Genomic DNA, 18,311 nt, shown 5'->3' on the forward strand with positions numbered 1-18,311 from the left:
CTGCTTGGGATAAAAAAGCCCGCCATACGGCGGGCTTTTTTTGTGCTGAAGCGACCACACCGCTCAGACGGTGAGCGGGTTTGGCTTCTCCGGATCGAGTTTGTACTCCTTGATCGCCCGCGCCACGTCCTTGGCGTTGACCAGGCCGTCCTTCGCCAGCGACGCCAGCGCGGCGTGGGCGATCCAGTAGCGGTCCACCTCGAAGAAATCACGCAGGTGGGCGCGGGTGTCCGAACGGCCGAAGCCGTCGGTACCGAGCACCGTGTAGCGCTTGCCCTCGGGAATGAACGCGCGGATCTGGTCGGCGAACTCGCGCACGTAGTCGGTGGCGGCGATGACCGGACCGGAGCGATCCTGCAGCAGGCCGGTGACGTACGGCACGCGCTGCTCGGCTTCCGGATGCAGGCGGTTCCAGCGCTCGGCATCGAAGCCGTCGCGACGCAGCTCAATGAAGCTGGGGCACGACCAGATGTCGGCATGCACGCCGAAATCCTTCTCCAGCAGCTCGGCGGCGGCGATCACCTCGCGCAGGATCGTGCCCGAGCCCAGCAGCTGCACGCACGGCGCCTTCGCCTTGCCCTTGCCCTTGCCGTTCCCGTTGGTCGGCACGCCGCAGTCGCGGAACAGGTACATGCCCTTGATGATCCCTTCCTCGCAACCGGCCGGCATGTCCGGGTGCTGGTAGTTCTCGTTCATCACGGTCAGGTAGTAATAGATGTCTTCCTGCTCCTGCATCATCCGGCGCGTGCCGTCCTGCAGGATCACCGCGACCTCGTAGGAGAAGGTGGGGTCGTAGGACTTCACGTTGGGGATCGCACCGGACATCAGGTGCGAGTGGCCGTCCTCGTGCTGCAGGCCCTCGCCGTTGAGCGTGGTGCGCCCGGCGGTGCCGCCCACCAGGAAGCCGCGTGCGCGCATGTCGCCCGCCGCCCAGCACAGGTCGCCGATGCGCTGGAAGCCGAACATCGAGTAGTAGATGAAGAACGGCAGCATCGCCACGTTGGAGATGCTGTAGCTGGTGGCCGCCGCCATCCACGCGCCCATGCCGCCGGCCTCCGAGATGCCTTCCTGCAGCACCTGGCCCTTCTGGTCTTCGCGGTAGTACAGCAGCTGGTCGGCATCCTGCGGGCGGTACTTCTGGCCGAACGGCGCGTAGATGCCGATCTGGCGGAACATGCCTTCCATACCGAACGTGCGCGCCTCGTCGGCGACGATCGGCACCACGCGCTCACCCAGCTGCTTGTCGCGCAGCAGCAGGTTCATTCCGCGCACCAGCGCCATGGTGGTGGAGATCTCGCGCTCGCCGGTGCCCTTGGTGATCTGCTCGAACGCGGACAGCTCCGGCGCCTTGAGCTTCGCATCGGCCTTGCGGCGACGCTGCGGCAGCGAACCGCCCAGCGCGGCACGGCGCTCGAGCATGTACTGCACTTCCGGAGAATCCTTGCCCGGATGGAAGTACGGCACGTCGCCGAGCTTGTCGTCCGACACGGGAATGTTGAAGCGGTCACGGAAGTGGCGCACCGCGTCGGCGTCGAGCTTCTTCTGCTGGTGGGTCGGGTTCTGCGACTCGCCGGCCGCGCCCATGCCGTAGCCCTTGACCGTCTTGGCCAGGATCACCGTGGGCATGCCCTTGGTGTTCACCGCCGAGTGATAGGCGGCGTAGACCTTGTGCGGGTCGTGGCCGCCGCGGTTGAGGCGCCAGATGTCGTCGTCGGACAGGTTGGCGACCAGCTGCGCGGTTTCCGGATACTTGTTGAAGAAGTGCTCGCGCGTGTACTTGCCGCCGAACGCCTTGCACGCCTGGTACTCGCCGTCGACGGTTTCCATCATCAGCTTGCGCAGGGTGCCGGAGGTGTCGCGTGCCAGGAGCGGATCCCAGTAGCTGCCCCAGACCACCTTGATGGCGTTCCAGCCGGCGCCGCGGAACACGCCTTCGAGCTCCTGGATGATCTTGCCGTTGCCGCGCACCGGGCCGTCCAGGCGCTGCAGGTTGCAGTTGATCACGAAGATCAGGTTGTCCAGGCCCTCACGGCCGGCCAGCGAGATCGCGCCCAGGCTCTCCGGCTCGTCGGTCTCGCCGTCGCCCATGAAGCACCAGATCTTGCGGTCGCTCTTGGGGATCAGGCCGCGGTGCTCGAGATACTTCCAGAACTGCGCCTGGTAGATCGCCTGGATCGGACCCAGGCCCATCGACACCGTCGGCACCTGCCAGTAGTCCGGCATCAGCCACGGGTGCGGGTAGGACGACAGGCCGCGGCCCTTGCCCGCCACTTCCATGCGGAACAGGTCCATCTGCTCTTCGGCGATACGACCTTCGAGGAAGGAACGCGCATACACGCCCGGGCTGGAATGGCCCTGGTGGAACACCAGGTCACCGGGGTGGTCGGCGCTGGGGGCGCGCCAGAAGTGGTTGAAGCCCACGTCGTACAGCGTGGCCGAAGAGGCGAAGCTGGCGATGTGGCCGCCCAGCTCGCCCGGCTTGCGGTTGGCGCGCACCACCATCGCCATCGCGTTCCAGCGGATCAGGCTGCGGATGCGCCATTCCATGGTGGCGTCGCCCGGCATCTTCGCCTCGTTCTGCGGCGCGATGGTGTTGACGTACTCGGTGGTCGGGTCGAACGGCAGGTAGCCGCCGGCGCGCCGCGTCGAGTCGACCATCTTCTCCAGCAGGTAATGCGCGCGCTCGGTGCCATCGTGGCTGATCACCGCATTAAGCGATTCGATCCACTCTTTGGTTTCGGTGGGGTCGATGTCCTGGTGGAGGATGTCGTCGAGCTGATCCATGAAGGTCTCCGCGGCGCCGGGGAGGCGCGCCTGAAAGGGGGATGCATCGCCGGGGGTGCGGTGCAGCAATGTTCGAGTTTAGCGGCCGCGCGAGGCGGCCGCCAAATGGACGGCCATGCGCTCGCGCATGGGCTCATCCCGCCGTCCCTGGCGGCAGCGGCGCAGGCCAGCCGCGCCGCCGCATCGATCAGCCGCGCCGCTCGCTCTGCGCAGCACGGATCTGCGCATCCACCGCGGCCACGGCGGTCATGTTGACCACGCGGCGGGCGGTGGAGGCCGGGGTGAGGATGTGCGCGCTCTTGTCCACGCCCATCAGGATCGGGCCGATCGCGACGCCGTCGGTCATCACCCGCACCATGTTGTAGGTGATGTTGGCGGCGTCCAGGTTGGGCATCACGAACAGGTTGGCGCGGCCGGTGAGCGTGGTATGCGGGAACATGCGCTGGCGCAGCGTCTCGTCCCAGGCGGTGTCGGCCTGCATCTCGCCGTCCACCTCGAGTTTGGGATAGCGCGCCTTGAGGATCTGGTAGACCTTGCGCATCTTGGCCGCGCTGGGGTTGTCGTGGCTGCCGTAGTTGGAGTGCGACAGCAGCGCCACCTTCGGCTCGATGCCGAAAAGCTTCAGGCGGTAGCTGGCCTGCAGCGTGGCCTCGGCGATCTGCTCGGCGCTGGGATCGACCTGCACATGGGTGTCGACGAAGAACCAGGCGCCGCGATCGTTGATCACGCCGGTCATCGCCGAGGTGCACTGCACGCCCGGGTCGAGATCGAACACGCTGCGCAGGTAGCCGAGCTTCTTGTGGAAGCGCCCCACCAGGCCACAGATCAGCGCATCGGCCTCGCCGCGTTCGACCATCAGCGCAGCGATCAGGGTGGAGCGCGAACGAAGCAGGTTCTTCGCCGCCGCCGGCGACACACCGCGGCGCTCGGTGAGCGCGTGGTACTGCTGCCAGTAATCGTTGAAGCGCGGATCGTCGTTGATGTTGGTGAGCTCGAAATCCACGCCCTCGCGCAGGCGCAGGCCGAGGCGCTGGATGCGGGTGTGGATCACGTCCGGGCGACCGATCAGGATCGGGAACGCCAGGCGCTCGTCCACCACCGTCTGCACCGCACGCAGCACCACTTCTTCCTCGCCCTCGGCATAGGCCACGCGCTTGCAGTCGCCGCGCGCGCGCTCGTACACCGGCTTCATCAGCAGGCTGGTGCGATAGATGAACTGGCCGAGCTTCTCGCGGTAGGCGTCCATATCGGCGATCGGCCGCGTGGCCACGCCCGATTCCATCGCCGCCTGCGCCACCGCCGGCGCCAGCATCACCAGCAGGCGCGGATCGAACGGGCGCGGGATCAGGTACTCCGCGCCGAATGAGGGAATCTCCTCGCCATACGCACCGGCCAGATCCGCCGCCTCCTCGCGTGCCAGCTGGGCGATCGCGCGCACGCAGGCCAGCTTCATCGCCTCGTTGATGCCGGTGGCGCCCACGTCCAGCGCGCCGCGGAAGATGTACGGGAAGCACAGCGCGTTGTTGACCTGGTTCGGGTAGTCCGACCGGCCGGTGGCGATGATGCAGTCCGGACGCACGGCCTTGGCGTCGGCCGGGGAAATCTCCGGGTTCGGATTGGCCAGCGCCAGGATCACCGGCTTGTCCGCCATGGTGGCGACCATCTCCGGCTTGAGGATGCCGCCGGCCGAGAGGCCCAGGAATACGTCCGCACCGGCGACGATCTCGGCCAGCGTGCGCTTGTCGGTGTCCCGCGCGTAGCGCGCCTTGTCCGGGTCCAGGTGCTCGCGCCCGGTGTAGATCACGCCGTCGCGGTCGAAGGCGAGGATGTTCTCCGGCTTCAGCCCCAGCGCTACGAGCATGTCCAGGCAGGCAATGCCCGCCGCACCGGCACCGGCGGTGGCGAGCTTGACATCCTCGATCTTCTTGCCGACCACTTCCAGCGCGTTGAGCACCGCGGCGCCCACGATGATCGCCGTGCCGTGCTGGTCGTCGTGGAACACCGGGATCTTCATCCGCTCGCGCAGCTTGCGCTCGACGATGAAGCACTCGGGCGCCTTGATGTCCTCGAGGTTGATGCCGCCGAAGGTCGGTTCCATCGCGGCGATGATGTCGACCAGCTTGTCCGGGTCGCGCTCGTTGAGCTCGATGTCGAACACGTCGATGCCGGCGAACTTCTGGAACAGCACGCCCTTGCCTTCCATCACCGGCTTGCCGGCCAGCGGGCCGATGTCGCCCAGGCCGAGCACCGCGGTACCGTTGGTGATCACCGCCACCAGATTGCCGCGGGCGGTGAGCTCGCTGGCCGCGTGCGGATCCTCCACGATCGCCTCGCAGGCGTAGGCCACGCCGGGCGAGTAGGCCAGTGCCAGGTCGCGCTGGGTGACCATCGGCTTGGTCGCGCTGACCTTGATTTTGCCGGGCGGGCACAGCCGGTGGTATTCGAGCGCGGCGTGCTTGAGTTCCTCGGGGGGATTGGCCATGGGACGAGTCGATGATCCGGAGCTGCGAAGAGGTCAAATGGTAGCACCGCGCACCGCACCGACCGCTGTCCGGCGCTACATTGCCGCGCCGCTTCACAGGCCCAGCGAGAGCTCCTCGGCCTGCACCCGGCCCATGTGGATGCGGTTGGCGAACAGCGAGAACGCGAGCTTGCCGGCCAGCCCGTGCACGTGCTGCATCCACGGCGGCAGCCAGCGCGGCGGCGCAATGGCGCCGGAGGCGAAATGCGGCTCCAGCGCCACCACGTCGTGCAGCGTCAGCTTGCCGGCAAACAGATGGCGCAGCAGGTCCATCCGCCGCTGCTTCAGCGCCCAGCGAAAGAACGTGTGCACGGCCAGCAGACCGGCCAGATACACGTTGTCCTTGGCGAACACCGCGCCGCCGGTCAGCGGCACGCCGCGGAACACCCGCTGCGCCGAGTGGAAGCTGTCCGCCACGCTCTGTCCGCGCTCCAGGAAGAACCGGTAGACCTCGACGAAGTCCGCCCCGCGCAGGGCCATGTCGATCGCCAGGATGCGCAGGCTGATGCGCTTGAGGCGCGAAATGTCGATAGCGCCGGACATCAGCTCGGCAAACACGGCCAGCCCTTCCTGGGTGGCGGTGACCCGCGGCGAGGTGCGCGCCAGGGAGGCGAGCAGCGGCTGCGCGCGGCCGTTGAGGGCGGTCAGCGAGTGCACGAAGGCCTCGTGCGCAAGAAGCTGATGGCGGTCGTAGTCGCTGAAGGCGGTGCCGCCGCGCAGGCGGATGCGGGTGGCGCCGGCAGCCGCCTTGGCGGTGAGCTCAGCGTCGACTTCCACCGCAATCAGGCCGGGCCCGAAGAAGCTGTCCAGCGTCTGCGCCAGGTCGGCGCGCAGGACCTCGGCGGGGATATCGGCGGCGACGTCGTCGGCCAGCAAGTCGGCGCCCAGTTCGTCGGCCAGCTCCACGAAGTAACGCGCCGCGTCGAGGTTGCTCTTGCTGCTGCCGGGAATGAGGTCGCCCGGATGGCCGTACAGCACGATCGACGGCGCGGTGACCCCGGCCGTGCCCACCGCCTCGAGCATTTCCGCGGCGATCCGCCAGGATTCGGCGGTGCGACAGAGGTACTCGCCCAGCGGATCGTCATGCCCGGCCTCGCGCTCGATCGCGGCCAGCTCGGCGCGCGCCGCGGACAGGTCCGGCGACAGGTACGACACCTCCGGCAGGCTCAGGCGACCGGTCGCGTAGGCGTCGATCATGCGGCCCTCCAGCGACGCCGGCCAGGCCACCGTGGGCAGGATGCGGATCGGCCGCACCGCGGCTAGCAGCCGCTGGTCGAGCGCGGCGTAGCGCTGCAGGTCGATGGTAGGCGTGGCGTTCAGCGGTCTTTCCGACGAGGTCTACGGCCGACCACCCATGGAATCAGCGACGTCAATGCGCCCGCCGGCGCGATCACTTGGATGATAGCTCCGTGGTGCCAGATCACTGCCCATGTGCCTACGGCTAGGCATAGCGTCATCAAGGCGAAGATCACCCCAAACCACAGCTCCTTGGTCCTCACTGCCCTTGCTGAAGATTGCCCCATATCACCGAATCCCTAACGAGAGGCGACCCCGCCTCGCTTTCCTAGAATCAGTCCCGCTCGCGCTGGCCGCGATGGCCGTGCGGGCGGTCGATCGGGCGTCCGCCGCGCTGGCGGCGCAGGCGTGCCTCGAGCGTGGCGGCCTGGTCCTCACGCTCGTCGCGCAGCTTGAGGTAGTTGCGCCAGCGCTCGGGGGCAAGATCACCGCTGTCCAGCGCGCGCTGCACGGCGCAGCCTGGTTCGCTGCCGTGGCCACAGTCGGCGAAGCGGCAGGTTTCGGCCAGCTCGTCGATGTCGGCGAACAGGTCGAGGTTTTCCTCGCCGGTGAGCTTGAGCTCGCGCATGCCGGGGGTGTCGATCAAGCAGCCGCCGGTGGGCAGCTGCAGCAGGGCGCGATGGGTGGTGGTGTGGCGACCGCGGCTATCGTGTGCGCGTACGGCGCCGGTGGCCAGCTTGTCGGTGCCGAGCAGGGTGTTGGTGAGCGTGGACTTGCCGGCGCCCGAGGACCCCACCAGCACCGCGCTGTCGCCCGGCTTCAGGTACGGCGACAGCAGCTCGACGCTGTCGCGACTCTTGCCGTTCAGGGCGTGGATCGGCGTGGTGCCCGGCAGGCGCGCGCGCAGCTCGGCCAGGCGTTCGGCCGCGTCGTCGAGCAGGTCGAGCTTGCTCAGCAGCACCACCGGCTGGGCGCCGGAATCCTCCACCAGCGAGAGGTAGCGCTCGATGCGCGCGGGGTTGAAGTCGCCGTCCAGGCCGGTGAGCACCAGCACGTAGTCGATGTTGGTGGCGATGATCTGCCGCTCGTAGCGCTCGCCAGCGGCGGCGCGCGACAGCACCGTGCGCCGCTCCAGCACCTGCTGGATGTGCGGCGGGGCGCCCGGCTCGAATTCCACGAAGTCACCCACTGCCGGGCGCGCCGAGGGATCCAGGCCGCGCTTGAGGAAATGGCCGGCCGGCTGCGCACCGAACAGGTGCTCGCCATCGTGCAGTTCGTAGCCGGCCCGGTGCTGGGCCACCACGCGGGCGAGCCGCAGGCCGTCGGCGGGCAGACGGCTCCCGCGCCAACCGATGCGGCGCAAGCGTTCGATGATCAGGGCATCGCTCATGGTTGCCCGATTATGCCCTGCCCCGGCGCCGGCCGATATCTCGCCCGGAATCGGCCCCACGAGCGCCATCGACGCTGCTAGCATGCTGCGACTGCCGGCCGCAAGCGCTGGTGCAGCAAAGCGAAGGAATCCCGTCGTTGGCCCCGATCAAACCCAGCACGCACCTGGCAAACGTGCGCTACGAAATCCGCGGCGCACTGACTCGCCGTGCGCGTGAGCTCGAGGCCGAGGGTCGGCCGATCATCAAGCTCAACATCGGCAACCCGGCCCGCTACGGATTCGAGACGCCCGCCCATCTGCGCGAGGCGATCGCAACGCACCTGGGCGACAGCGAGGCCTACGGCCACGAGCAGGGCCTGGAAGAGGCCCGCGCCGCCATTACCGCCCAGCAGCGCGCACGCGGCGCGCAAGGCGTGGATGCCGAACGCATTTTCATCGGCAACGGCGTCAGTGAGCTGATCGACATCAGCCTGCGCGCGCTGCTGCAGCCGGGCGACGAAGTGCTGCTGCCCAGCCCGGACTACCCGCTGTGGAGCGCCGCCACCATCCTCAACGGCGGCAAGCCACGCTATTACCGCTGCCTGCCGGAGAACGGCCATCAGCCGGACCCGGCTGAGATCGAGGCCCTGGTCACGCCGCGCACCCGCGCGCTGGTGCTGATCAACCCGAACAATCCCACCGGCGCGGTGTACCCGCGGGCACTACTCGAGCAGCTGGTGGCGATTGCCGCGCGGCACCGGTTGCTGCTGCTGTGCGACGAGATCTACGACGAGATTCTCTACGACGGCGCGGTGTTCCAGCCGTTGGCCGAGGTGGCCGGCGACGTGCCCTGCCTGAGCTTCGGCGGGCTGTCGAAGGTACATCGCGCCTGCGGCTACCGCATCGGCTGGATGAGCCTGTCCGGCGAGCCGTCGCGCACCGCCGGCTACCGCGACGCGCTGCAGCTGCTGGCCGCCCTGCGCCTGTGCCCCAACGCCACCGCGCAGTGGGCGGTGGCGCCGGCGCTGGAGAGCGCGCCAACCATCCACGCGCTGACCTCCCCCGGCGGCCGCCTGCATGAGGCGCGACGGGCGGTGATCGAGGGCGTGGCGGCGAGCGATTACCTGCAACTGGCCGCGCCCGAGGGTGCGCTGTACGCCTTCCCCGAGGTGCGGGCTGATCGCCTGCCGGTGTTCGACGACGGCGACTTCGCCCTGCGCCTGCTCGAGCGCGAGTCGGTGCTCGTGGTGCCCGGCGCCAGTTTCAACGTGCCCGCCAGCCGGCAGTTCCGGCTCACCCTGCTGCCGCAGCCGCACGAACTGCGCGAGGTGTTCGTGCGGATCGAGCGCGTGCTGGCCCAGATGGCCGCCGAGCAGGCATCGTCGCGCGCCGTCGCGGCGGGCTGAGCGTCCACTGGCATGAGTGCATCCGATCAGGCGGAGCATCCGCTGCGCCATCTTGCGCTGGGCGACTCCTACACCATCGGCGAGGGCGTGCCGGAGGCCGGCCGCTGGCCGGTGCAACTGGCGCAGCGGCTGATCGCGGAAGGCATCACGCTGGCACCACCGCGCATCGTCGCCACCACCGGCTGGACCACCGACGAACTCGCCGCCGGCATGGACGAGGCGCAGCTGGCGCCGCCGTTCGACCTGGTCAGCCTGCTGATCGGCGTGAACAACCAGTACCGCGGCCGCAGCGCCGAGGAATACATCGCCCAGTTCGGCCAATTGCTGGCGCGCGCGGTCACGCTGGCGGGCGACCGGCCCGGGCACGTGCTGGTGGTGTCGATTCCCGACTGGGGCGTCACCCGCTTCGCCCGCGAGCACGGGCACGACGCCGCGGCGATCGGTGCGACGCTGGATCGTTTCAACTTACTGGCGCGCGCAGCCGCCGAGGCGGCCGGCGCCGCCTTCGTCGACATCACCGACCTCTCGCGCGCCTATCCGGACGAGCTGACCGACGACGGCCTGCATCCGGACGCCCGGCAGTACACGCGCTGGGTCGAGCGGATCGCGCCGGTCGCGCGCCGCGCGCTCGGCTGAGGCGGCGGCAACCGCACTGCAACCTCGCCGCCATCGCGCGGTGATCCGCCGTGCCGACACTGGTGCCCCGGATCACCACCGGGACCCGCCGCCATGGCTACCGTTCGCTGCCGCAGCGCCTTCATCTCCGACGTCCACCTGGGCACGCCCGACTGCAAGGCGCGCTACCTGCTCGACTTCCTGCGCCAGCTGCGCTGCGAGCGGCTGTACCTGGTGGGCGACATCATCGACCTGGAAGCGCTGGGCAAGCGCATGTGGTGGCACGCCGACCACGGCGCGGTGATTGCCGAAGTGCTCGACATGGCCCGCCGCGGCGTCGAGGTGACCTACATCCCGGGCAACCACGACTCGGCGCTGCGCGGGCTGGTAGGGCAGGATTTCGGCGGCGTGCGGATTGAGCTGGATGCGGTGCACGAGGGCGCCGACGGACGTCGCTACCGGGTCAGCCACGGCGACGAGTTCGATCCCGAGCAGATCGGCCGCGGCTGGATGCTGCATCTGGGCGAGGCGATGCACCGCTTCATCTGCTGGAGCAATCGCCGCGTCAACGCATGGCGCCGGCGCATGGACATGCCCTACCTGCCGCTGTCGATCATCGTGAAATCGCACGTGCGCAAGGCGCTGGCGTACATCCGCGCCTACGAGCAGCGCGTGGCCGACGACGCGCGCGAGCGCGGCTTTGACGGCCATATCTGCGGGCACATCCATTTCGGCCAGGTGCGCGACGTGGACGGCGTGCTCTACCTCAACGACGGCGACTGGGTGGAGCACTGCACCGCGCTGATGGAAGACCACACCGGCGCGATGGAACTGATCCACTGGAGCGAACAGCCCACCGCACTGGGCCGCGCCAGCCGCGAACTGGTGCTGCCCTCGCCGGCCGCCGCGCTGGCGCTGGCGCCGCTGGCGCGCCGCCGGCGTGACCTGGGCGAACTGCGGCCGGCGGCCTGATCAGTTGCGCATCAGCACGCCGGCCACCCGAGCGGCGACGTTGCGGGGCATCAGCCGCGTACCGTGCGCCATCAGCGCATTGACCCAACCAGTGATGACGCCGCTGCGGCCGGCCAGCATGGCCTCCACGCCCTGCCGCGCCACCGCGGGCGCCTGCATGCGGGTGAGGCGCTGGTACCAGGTCGCGCGCTGGCCAGAAACGGCGAGGAACTGCGTGGCGGTCACCCCGGGCGACACCACCGTGCAACGCACGCCGCTGCCGCGCAGCTCCACGTCCAGCGCGTGCGAGAAGGCCAGCACATAGCTCTTGGCGGCGGCATAGGCCGCGTAGCTGGGCGTGGGCTGGAACGCCCCGGTGGATGCCACTTGGAGCACGCGACCGAAACCGCGCGCCCGCATCGCCGGCACGAGCAGCCGGGTGAGGTGGGTCAGCGCCACCACGTCCACCGCCAGCATCGCGTCCAGGCGCTCCCACTCGGTGTCCGCGAAGGCACCGAACACACCGAAGCCGGCGTTGTTCACCAGCATGTCGATGGCCAGGCCCTCGGCCTCGAGCTGAGCGGCCAGCGCGGTGCGCGCCGCGGCGTCGGCGAGATCGACGCAGCGCACGTGCACGGTGGCGCCGGTGGCGCGCAGTTCGCTCGCCAGCGCCTGCATCGGCGCCTCGCTGCGTGCGACCAGCACCACCGCGGCGCCCCGCCTGGCCAGATCGCGGGCGAACTCGATACCCAGCCCGCTCGACGCGCCGGTGACGAGCGCGGTGCGCCCGGTGAGGGAACCACTCATGGGGACGACTCCATAGCGCCCTGCATGCCACGGACCACCGTCGCCAGCAGGGCCTGCAGCTCGGTGGTGAAATCGATGAGGAAGCCGGACAGCGCGGCATCGCTGCGCAGGGCGGCGTGCAGCGGGGCCGGCGGCGCGGCCATCTGCGCCAGCCCCGGCACCACCGCCTGCAGCCACAGCAGCAGGCGCGCGCCATCGCCGCCTGGCAGGCCCAGCGATTGCTCCAGGGCCGCACCGCTGCGCTCCACGCGCTCGGCCAGCGCGCGTTTGAAGGCGAGCACCTCGGCCACCGGCACGTTGGTCTCCAGCACCGTGTGCAGCACCGCCACCAGACGCAGGAACAGCGGCCGCGCCGCCAGTTCGCGCGCCGCCCAGCCGGCCCATTCGTGCGCACCGCGCACGGGCAGCGCGCAGCGGGCATCCAGCGCATCGAACCAGCGCTGGTAGTGCTCGCCCAACAGCGTGAGAAACAAGGCCTCACGCGTGGGGAAATACAGATACGTGGTGCCCTTGGCCACGCCGGCGGCGGCGGCCACGGCACTCATCGTGATCGTCTCGTAGGGCTGGCGTTCGAGCAGGCGCAGCGCAGCGGCGAGAATCTCGTCGCGACGCTGCGCCTTCATGTCGACGCTGACGGCGCGGCGGCGCGGGCCGAGCGGGGCGAGCGGGGCGAGCTTTTTGATGACCATGGGTCATTTATAAATGACTCATGGTCACTTTTCAACAGAGGCTTGCCTCCGGGCCGCCGCGCTACCATGTAGCGCTCTCCCGCCTTCCCACGGAACACCAGCATGTCTCTTGCACCCGCGACCCGCGACCGCATCCAGTCCCTGCTCAACGCGCACCGCGTCGTGCTGTTCATGAAGGGCAACCGCCAGCAGCCGATGTGCGGCTTTTCCGCCGCGGCCACCAACACGCTCAACGAGCTGCTGAGCGACTACCACACGGTCAACGTGCTGGAAGATCCGGAGATCCGCGAAGGCATCAAGATCTACGGCGAGTGGCCCACCATCCCGCAGTTGTACGTGGACGGCGAGCTGGTCGGCGGCTCGGACATCATTCGCCAGATGTACACCAGCGGCGAGCTGCACACCCTGTTTGGCGCCGCGCCGCCGGACCGCACCCCGCCGGAAATCACCATCACCGACAAGGCCGCCGAGATGATCCGCCAGGGCACCGCCAACGCGCAGGGCGTGGCGATCCACCTGGAGATCGGCCCGGACCACAGCGCCGGCTTCCAGCTGGCGCCGGCCGGCGACCACGACATCGTCGCGGTGTCGAACGGGCTGGAGATCCACTTCGACCCGGCCAGCGCGCAGCGCGCCAAGGGCATCGTGATCGACTGGGTTTCCACGGTGCAGGGCGAGGGCCTCAGCCTGAAGTTCCCGGGCGCGCAGGAGATCAAGTCGCTCACCGTGCAGGAGCTGCAGCAGCGCCTGGCGGCCGGCGACATCACCCTGATCGACGTGCGTCCGGCCAGCGGCCGCGCGCAGGCCGCGCCGCTGGCGCAGGCCCGCGTGCTGGAGGAAGAGGGCTATGACGCGCTGGCCGCGTTGCCCAAGGACACCGCGCTCGCCTTCATCTGCCACCACGGCGTGTCCAGCCGCGGCGTGGCCGAGCGCTTTGCCTCGCACGGCTTCAGCAACGTGCACAACGTGGAAGGCGGCATGGACGCCTGGGCGGAGCAGATCGATCCGAGCGTGCCGCGCTACTGATCGATCGCCCGCCGACGCGGACAGAAAAAAGGCCACCGTCACGGTGGCCTTTTTCGTTCAGGGGCCAGCACCGCCGGCGGCTACTCGATCTCCTCCTCGAACCGCAGGTGCTTCACGCTGCGGCCGTGGCGGCGCACCAGCTTGAGCGCCTCGATGCCGATGCGGATGTGCCGCTCGACGAACTGGCCGGTGACCTGCTTGTCGCTGGCCTCGGTCTTCACCCCTTCGGGGATCATCGGCTGGTCGGACACCAGCAGCAGCGCGCCGCAGGGAATCTTGTTGGCGAAGCCGGCGGCGAAGATGGTGGCGGTTTCCATGTCCACCGCCATGCAGCGGGTGCGGCGCAGGTAATCCTTGAACGCCTCGTCGTGCTCCCACACGCGGCGGTTGGTGGTGTACACCGTGCCGGTCCAGTAGTCGTAGCCGAGGTCGCGGATCATCGTGGACACGCCGCGCTGCAGCTGGAACGCCGGCAAGGCCGGCACTTCCGGCAGCAGGTAGTCGTTGGAGGTGCCCTCGCCGCGGATCGCGGCGATCGGCAGCACCAGGTCACCGATCGCGTTCTTCTTCTTGAGGCCGCCGCACTTGCCCAGGAACAGCGCCGCCTTGGGCTCGATCGCGCTGAGCAGGTCCATCACGGTGGCCGCGTTGGGGCTGCCCATGCCGAAGTTGATCAACGTGATGCCATCGGCGGTGGCGTTGGGCATGGGCCGGTCGCGGCCCTGCACTTCCACCCCGTGCCACTGCGCGAACAGCTCCACGTAATGGCCGAAATTGGTCAGCAGGATGTGCTGGCCGAACTGCTCCAGCGGCGTGCCGGTGTAGCGCGGCAGCCAGTTGGAGACGATCTCTTGCTTGTTCTTCATGGGACCTCTGCGGGTCGGCGCGACGGGTCCGCCGCGCGTTACCGGCGACGCCACGCCGGCACGATGCCAAAGTCGGTGCGCCATTCTAGGGGCGCCCACGAGGCGCCGCCAGCCAGCGGTGCGGGGGCGCTCAAGGCCCGTCCACCGATGGCCGACAACCGAGGAACGGGAAGTCGCCGGCACGCCGCTTTGCGGGCTGGTTCACGGCATCACGGCCCGTGTTATGTTCGGCGCGCCTTCCGGAGGGTGACACGTATGCGAATGGGCCTGGCCATTGATGCCTCCTGCGACCTGCCGCAGGCCTTCATCGAGGAGCACGATATCGCGGTGATGCCGATCGCCGTGAAGATCGACAAGGACGTGTTCAAGGACAACCGCGACCCGGCGGAAATCCAGCGCTTCTTCGACCTGAAGATGGGCAGCCGCAGCCACTCCGCGTCCACTGAGCCGTGCTCGGTGGAAGACGTGCAGAAGCTGTTTCTGGAAAAGCTCGTCCTCGAGAAGGACTGCGTGTTCTGCCTCACCATCACCGCCACGCGCAGCCCGATCAACGACCACGTGATCAAGGCCAGCTTCGCGGTGCTCAAGCACTACCGCGACGTGCGCGACCAGACCACGATGCCCGGCCCGTTCCTGATGCGGGTAATCGATACGCGCTCGATATTCGCCGGTTCCGCGCCGGTGATCGTGGAGGCCGCACGGCTGTTCAAGACCGGCCAGACGCCCGCGGCGATCCGCGAGCGGCTCACCTACATCGCCAACAACTCCTACGGCTACATGCTGCCGCGCGACCTCTACTACCTGCGCGCGCGCGCCAAGACCAAGGGCGACCGCAGCGTGGGCCTGTTCAGCGCGGTGATGGGATCGGCGCTGGACATCAAGCCGCTGCTGCGCGCCTACCGCGGCGAGACCGGACCGGTGGGCAAGGTGCGCGGCTTCGAGCATGGCGTGGAGGTGCTGTTCGACTACGTGATCAAACGCGTGCACGCCGGCCTGCTGGTGCCGGCCGTGTGCCTGAGCTACGGCGGCGACCTGGCTGAAGTGCCGAAGCTCCCGGGTTATGAGGCACTGCGTGACGCCTGCGAGGAGTGCAAGGTCGACTTGATGCTCGCCCCGATGAGCATCACCGGCATGGTCAACGTGGGCGAGGGCGCACTCACCGTGGGCTTTGCCGCCGAAGAGCACGTGGCCGAGTTCTGAGCGACGGTCCGGACCCACCGCAACCACCCATGACCTCCCTGCGCACCCTGATCGTCGGTTGCCTGCTGTTTACCGGCACCACGCCGGCGATCGGCGAGACCGTCTACAAGTGCACCGGCGCGAATGGCGCGGTTACCTATCAGGATGCGCCCTGCCCGCGGGCGCAGAAGCAGCAGTCGATCCACCTGGTGGATAGGCAACCCGCTCCCACCCCGGCGGAGCCGCCGGCACCTGCGCCTGCTGCCGCCGATGTCGCCACCGCACCGCGCGCCGCCGCCGCCCCTGCGGCGCCCCTGCCGGTGCTGTACCAGTGCCAGCGCGCCACCGACGGCAAGACCTACCTCAGTAGCAACGGCGATCCGCAGCCCTACCAGGTGCCCTTCGGTGTGCTCGGTGCGGTGCAGACGCCGCTCGCCTCGGTGTATGGCCCCGGCGGCGGCGGTGGCGCCTCCGCGCCCGAGCTCAATCGCGGCAAGGTGACCAGCGGTCTGGTGGCCAACAATTACGTGTGGGTGCAGGACGTGTGCCGCGCGCTCGGCCCGGAGGAAACCTGCGAGGCGCTGCAGGACGAATACGACGAGAACGAGCACAAGCTGAAGCAGGCGTTCAAGAGCGAACAGGCGCCGTTCGAGAAACGCGAGGCAGAGCTGCAGGCGCAACTGCGCAACTGCGGCGGCTGAGCGCACTGCGCAAAATGTGCGCAAAGTGATGCAAGTGGCCGCCACCGCAGCCGCGACGACCACTCACCCACAGGCTTGTCCACAGGTCATCCCCGGCGACGCGGGATAACTCGGCGCCCGCTGGCGAGGGCGTCATCAATCCGGTGAAAACGCTGGCGCGGCGCGGGCTTGCGACATCGCTCCACAGACTTGTCCGCGAGCTATCCACAGCCGCTGTGGACAAACCCCGGGCTCAGAATCCGTAGTTGACGAAGCCGCCATCCACCGCCAGCACCTGGCCGGTGATGTAGCTGGCCGCAGGCAGGCACAGGAAGGCGATTGCCGCGGCCACTTCCTCCGGCTCGCCGATGCGGCGCAGCGGGGTGTGGTCGAGCACTTCGTCCAGGTAATCCGGATCGGCCAGCGCGCCATCGGTGCGCTGCGTGCGGATGTACCACGGCGCCACCGCGTTCACACGGATGCCATCGACCGCCCACTCGGCAGCGAGGTTGCGGGTGAGCTGGTGCAGCGCGGCTTTGGTCATTCCATAGGGCGAACCGGTGCGCACGTGGGTGATGCCGGACACCGAGCCCACGTTCACGATCGCCGCGTGGGCGTGCTGCACCAGCTGCGGGTGAGCCAGGCGGCACATCTCGAAGGCGGAGAACAGGTTCTGCTCGAAGATCGCGCGATAGTCGTCCTCGGCGTAGTCGAGCGTGGCCATCGGCTGGTTGCCGCCGGCGTTGTTGACCAGCAGCGAGAGCGGCGCGCCGAGATCCGCGATCCAATCGAACACCGCCAGGCGCTCCTCCGGCTCGGTGAGGTCGGCGCCGAAGGCCAGCACCTCGATGCCGGGAAAGTCGTCGGCCAGTTCGGTGCGCACCTGCTCCAGGTAGTCCTCGTCGCGCGCCACCAGCAGCAGATCGGCGCCCAGCCCGGCCAGCTCGCGCGCGGTGGCGTAGCCGATGCCCTTGCTGGCGCCGGTCACCAGCGCGGTGTGCCCCTGCAGTTGCCATGCATCGATGCGTGTATTCATGCGCCGAGCTTAGACGGCCGCGCGGACCCGGGCCAGCCACCTTGCCCCGACCGACCGCGCGGCGGGACACTCTGGCCCTGCCCCTTCCGGACCTCCTGCCATGTCGCCACGCGCCGCGTTGATCTCCCTCGTCTCCGCCCTGTTGCTTGCCGCATGCTCGGGCAAGCCGCCCGCCCCGCAGGCCGGGACCAAGCCGGCGCGCGTGGCCACCCCGTGGGACGACATGAAGAAGGACGAGCAGCGCGCCAAGGACGTGCAGAAGACCGTCGATCAGCAGGCCGCCGAGCAGCGCAAGCAACTGGACGCCGCCGAGCAGTGAGCGCTTCGCACGATGCTCCATCGGCGGACGGCGCCGAGGCGCTGCTGGAGATTGACCGGGCGACCGTGCTGCGCGATGGACGACCCGCGCTCGACCAGCTCAGCCTGCGCGTGGCCCGCGGCGAACACACCGCGATCCTCGGTCGCAACGGCTCGGGCAAATCGACCCTGGTGAAGCTGGTCGCCCGCGAGCTGCATGCGCTGGCCCGGCCCGATTCGCCACCGGTGCGCGTGTTCGGCCAGGAACGCTGGAACATCGCCGGCCTGCGCGGCCGGCTCGGCATCGTGTCGCCGGCCCTGCAGCAGCAATTGGGCGGTGAGGCGCGGGTCGAGGTCAGCGATGCGGTGGTGTCGGCCTTCTTCGCGGCGCACGACAGTTGGAACCGCACCCTGACCGCGCCCATGCGCCAGCGCGCCGCCGAGGCGCTGGCGCGGGCCGGCGCGTCGGAGCTGGCCGGTCGCCCGCTGGCCAGTCTGTCGACCGGGGAGGCCAGGCGCGTGCTGATCGCCCGTGCGCTGGTGCACCGTCCGCAGGCATTGCTGCTGGACGAACCCTGCGCAGGACTGGACATGACCGCCCAGCGCAGCTTCCTCGAACAGCTGCGCGCACTGGCCCGCGCCGGTACCACCCTGCTGCTGGTGACCCATCACGTGGAGGAGATCCTGCCGGAGATCGGCCGCGTGGTGCTGCTGTGTCGCGGCCAGGTGCTGGCCGACGGCCCGCGCGAGCGGATCCTTGCCGATGGCCCGCTCAGCGCCGCGTTCGACGCGCCGGTGACGGTGGAGCAGCGTGGCGGGTGGTACCGCGCCACGCTGGCGCCGGACTGA

Annotated in this window: 16 protein-coding genes; 8 read left to right on the forward strand and 8 right to left on the reverse strand. The window is 69.1% G+C overall.

The window, feature by feature from the left end:
- Nucleotides 1–63: 63 nt before the first annotated feature.
- The 4 genes from aceE to rsgA all read right to left on the reverse strand — a co-directional run bounded on the left by aceE (nucleotide 64) and on the right by rsgA (nucleotide 7,931).
- Nucleotides 64–2,784, reverse strand: coding sequence for a pyruvate dehydrogenase (acetyl-transferring), homodimeric type (gene aceE, locus ACQVBX_RS13005; RefSeq protein WP_431634560.1), 2,721 nt, complete (start codon nucleotides 2,782–2,784; stop codon nucleotides 64–66).
- A gap of 187 nt (nucleotides 2,785–2,971) precedes the next feature.
- Complete coding sequence (locus ACQVBX_RS13010; protein ID WP_431634561.1) at nucleotides 2,972–5,266, reverse strand: NADP-dependent malic enzyme; 2,295 nt, start codon at nucleotides 5,264–5,266, stop codon at nucleotides 2,972–2,974.
- 93 nt (nucleotides 5,267–5,359) lie between these two features.
- Nucleotides 5,360–6,502, reverse strand: coding sequence for a flavohemoglobin expression-modulating QEGLA motif protein (locus ACQVBX_RS13015; protein ID WP_431634562.1), 1,143 nt, complete (start codon nucleotides 6,500–6,502; stop codon nucleotides 5,360–5,362).
- Nucleotides 6,503–6,875: 373 nt separating this feature from the next.
- Complete coding sequence (rsgA, locus tag ACQVBX_RS13020; protein WP_431634563.1) at nucleotides 6,876–7,931, reverse strand: ribosome small subunit-dependent GTPase A; 1,056 nt, start codon at nucleotides 7,929–7,931, stop codon at nucleotides 6,876–6,878.
- 137 nt (nucleotides 7,932–8,068) lie between these two features.
- Here rsgA and ACQVBX_RS13025 point away from each other — a divergent pair, with 137 nt between their 5' ends.
- The 3 genes from ACQVBX_RS13025 to ACQVBX_RS13035 all read left to right on the forward strand — a co-directional run bounded on the left by ACQVBX_RS13025 (nucleotide 8,069) and on the right by ACQVBX_RS13035 (nucleotide 10,903).
- Nucleotides 8,069–9,316 (forward strand): aminotransferase class I/II-fold pyridoxal phosphate-dependent enzyme, encoded by a 1,248-nt coding sequence (locus tag ACQVBX_RS13025; RefSeq protein WP_431634564.1) that lies wholly within the window; start codon nucleotides 8,069–8,071, stop codon nucleotides 9,314–9,316.
- Between the two features lie 12 nt (nucleotides 9,317–9,328).
- Nucleotides 9,329–9,952, forward strand: a complete 624-nt coding sequence (locus ACQVBX_RS13030) for an SGNH/GDSL hydrolase family protein (RefSeq protein ID WP_431634565.1) — start codon at nucleotides 9,329–9,331, stop codon at nucleotides 9,950–9,952.
- Between the two features lie 93 nt (nucleotides 9,953–10,045).
- Nucleotides 10,046–10,903 carry a UDP-2,3-diacylglucosamine diphosphatase gene (locus ACQVBX_RS13035; RefSeq protein ID WP_431634567.1) on the forward strand — a complete coding sequence of 286 codons (858 nt, stop codon included), beginning with the start codon at nucleotides 10,046–10,048 and terminating at the stop codon, nucleotides 10,901–10,903.
- Here the strand turns inward: ACQVBX_RS13035 and ACQVBX_RS13040 are convergent, their stop codons facing one another.
- On the reverse strand, nucleotides 10,904–11,689 hold the full coding sequence (locus ACQVBX_RS13040) for an SDR family NAD(P)-dependent oxidoreductase (RefSeq protein ID WP_431634568.1): 786 nt from the start codon (nucleotides 11,687–11,689) through the stop codon (nucleotides 10,904–10,906).
- The gene (locus tag ACQVBX_RS13045) at nucleotides 11,686–12,378 is read right to left on the reverse strand and encodes a TetR family transcriptional regulator (RefSeq protein ID WP_431634569.1); all 693 of its coding nucleotides are present in this window, start codon (nucleotides 12,376–12,378) and stop codon (nucleotides 11,686–11,688) included. The genes ACQVBX_RS13040 and ACQVBX_RS13045 overlap by 4 nt, the downstream gene beginning before the upstream one ends.
- Before the next feature lie 102 nt (nucleotides 12,379–12,480).
- On the opposite strand from ACQVBX_RS13045, the gene grxD reads away from it, so the two are divergent.
- Nucleotides 12,481–13,404: a Grx4 family monothiol glutaredoxin gene (gene grxD, locus ACQVBX_RS13050; RefSeq protein WP_431634570.1), complete on the forward strand. Its 924-nt coding sequence runs from the start codon at nucleotides 12,481–12,483 to the stop codon at nucleotides 13,402–13,404.
- A gap of 80 nt (nucleotides 13,405–13,484) precedes the next feature.
- Here grxD and ACQVBX_RS13055 read toward each other — a convergent pair whose 3' ends face one another.
- Entirely contained in the window at nucleotides 13,485–14,270 is a 786-nt protein-coding gene (locus ACQVBX_RS13055) for an AMP nucleosidase (RefSeq protein WP_431634572.1), read from the reverse strand.
- 255 nt (nucleotides 14,271–14,525) lie between these two features.
- Here ACQVBX_RS13055 and ACQVBX_RS13060 point away from each other — a divergent pair, with 255 nt between their 5' ends.
- On the forward strand, nucleotides 14,526–15,470 hold the full coding sequence (locus ACQVBX_RS13060) for a DegV family protein (RefSeq protein ID WP_431634573.1): 945 nt from the start codon (nucleotides 14,526–14,528) through the stop codon (nucleotides 15,468–15,470).
- Nucleotides 15,471–15,499: 29 nt separating this feature from the next.
- Nucleotides 15,500–16,150, forward strand: coding sequence for a DUF4124 domain-containing protein (locus ACQVBX_RS13065; protein WP_431634574.1), 651 nt, complete (start codon nucleotides 15,500–15,502; stop codon nucleotides 16,148–16,150).
- Nucleotides 16,151–16,382: 232 nt separating this feature from the next.
- Here ACQVBX_RS13065 and ACQVBX_RS13070 read toward each other — a convergent pair whose 3' ends face one another.
- The gene (locus ACQVBX_RS13070) at nucleotides 16,383–17,165 is read right to left on the reverse strand and encodes an SDR family oxidoreductase (RefSeq protein ID WP_431634576.1); all 783 of its coding nucleotides are present in this window, start codon (nucleotides 17,163–17,165) and stop codon (nucleotides 16,383–16,385) included.
- 100 nt (nucleotides 17,166–17,265) lie between these two features.
- Here ACQVBX_RS13070 and ACQVBX_RS13075 point away from each other — a divergent pair, with 100 nt between their 5' ends.
- On the forward strand, nucleotides 17,266–17,484 hold the full coding sequence (locus ACQVBX_RS13075; RefSeq protein WP_431634578.1) for a hypothetical protein: 219 nt from the start codon (nucleotides 17,266–17,268) through the stop codon (nucleotides 17,482–17,484).
- Nucleotides 17,481–18,311, forward strand: a complete 831-nt coding sequence (locus ACQVBX_RS13080; protein WP_431634580.1) for an ABC transporter ATP-binding protein — start codon at nucleotides 17,481–17,483, stop codon at nucleotides 18,309–18,311. Before ACQVBX_RS13075 ends, ACQVBX_RS13080 begins: the two co-directional genes overlap by 4 nt.

The organism is Dyella thailandensis, assembly GCF_050749815.1.
Lineage (GTDB): Bacteria > Pseudomonadota > Gammaproteobacteria > Xanthomonadales > Rhodanobacteraceae > Dyella_A.

Excerpts from the sequence above, each read along its gene's own strand:
- aceE (WP_431634560.1), bottom strand. The coding sequence starts at position 2,784 with ATGGATCAGCTCGACGACATCCTCCACCAGGACATCGACCCCACCGAA.
- ACQVBX_RS13010 (WP_431634561.1), bottom strand. The coding sequence starts at position 5,266 with ATGGCCAATCCCCCCGAGGAACTCAAGCACGCCGCGCTCGAATACCAC.
- ACQVBX_RS13015 (WP_431634562.1), bottom strand. The coding sequence starts at position 6,502 with ATGATCGACGCCTACGCGACCGGTCGCCTGAGCCTGCCGGAGGTGTCG.
- rsgA (WP_431634563.1), bottom strand. The coding sequence starts at position 7,931 with ATGAGCGATGCCCTGATCATCGAACGCTTGCGCCGCATCGGTTGGCGC.
- ACQVBX_RS13030 (WP_431634565.1), top strand. The coding sequence starts at position 9,329 with ATGAGTGCATCCGATCAGGCGGAGCATCCGCTGCGCCATCTTGCGCTG.
- ACQVBX_RS13035 (WP_431634567.1), top strand. The coding sequence starts at position 10,046 with ATGGCTACCGTTCGCTGCCGCAGCGCCTTCATCTCCGACGTCCACCTG.
- ACQVBX_RS13040 (WP_431634568.1), bottom strand. The coding sequence starts at position 11,689 with ATGAGTGGTTCCCTCACCGGGCGCACCGCGCTCGTCACCGGCGCGTCG.
- ACQVBX_RS13045 (WP_431634569.1), bottom strand. The coding sequence starts at position 12,378 with ATGGTCATCAAAAAGCTCGCCCCGCTCGCCCCGCTCGGCCCGCGCCGC.
- grxD (WP_431634570.1), top strand. The coding sequence starts at position 12,481 with ATGTCTCTTGCACCCGCGACCCGCGACCGCATCCAGTCCCTGCTCAAC.
- ACQVBX_RS13055 (WP_431634572.1), bottom strand. The coding sequence starts at position 14,270 with ATGAAGAACAAGCAAGAGATCGTCTCCAACTGGCTGCCGCGCTACACC.
- ACQVBX_RS13060 (WP_431634573.1), top strand. The coding sequence starts at position 14,526 with ATGCGAATGGGCCTGGCCATTGATGCCTCCTGCGACCTGCCGCAGGCC.
- ACQVBX_RS13065 (WP_431634574.1), top strand. The coding sequence starts at position 15,500 with ATGACCTCCCTGCGCACCCTGATCGTCGGTTGCCTGCTGTTTACCGGC.
- ACQVBX_RS13070 (WP_431634576.1), bottom strand. The coding sequence starts at position 17,165 with ATGAATACACGCATCGATGCATGGCAACTGCAGGGGCACACCGCGCTG.
- ACQVBX_RS13075 (WP_431634578.1), top strand. The coding sequence starts at position 17,266 with ATGTCGCCACGCGCCGCGTTGATCTCCCTCGTCTCCGCCCTGTTGCTT.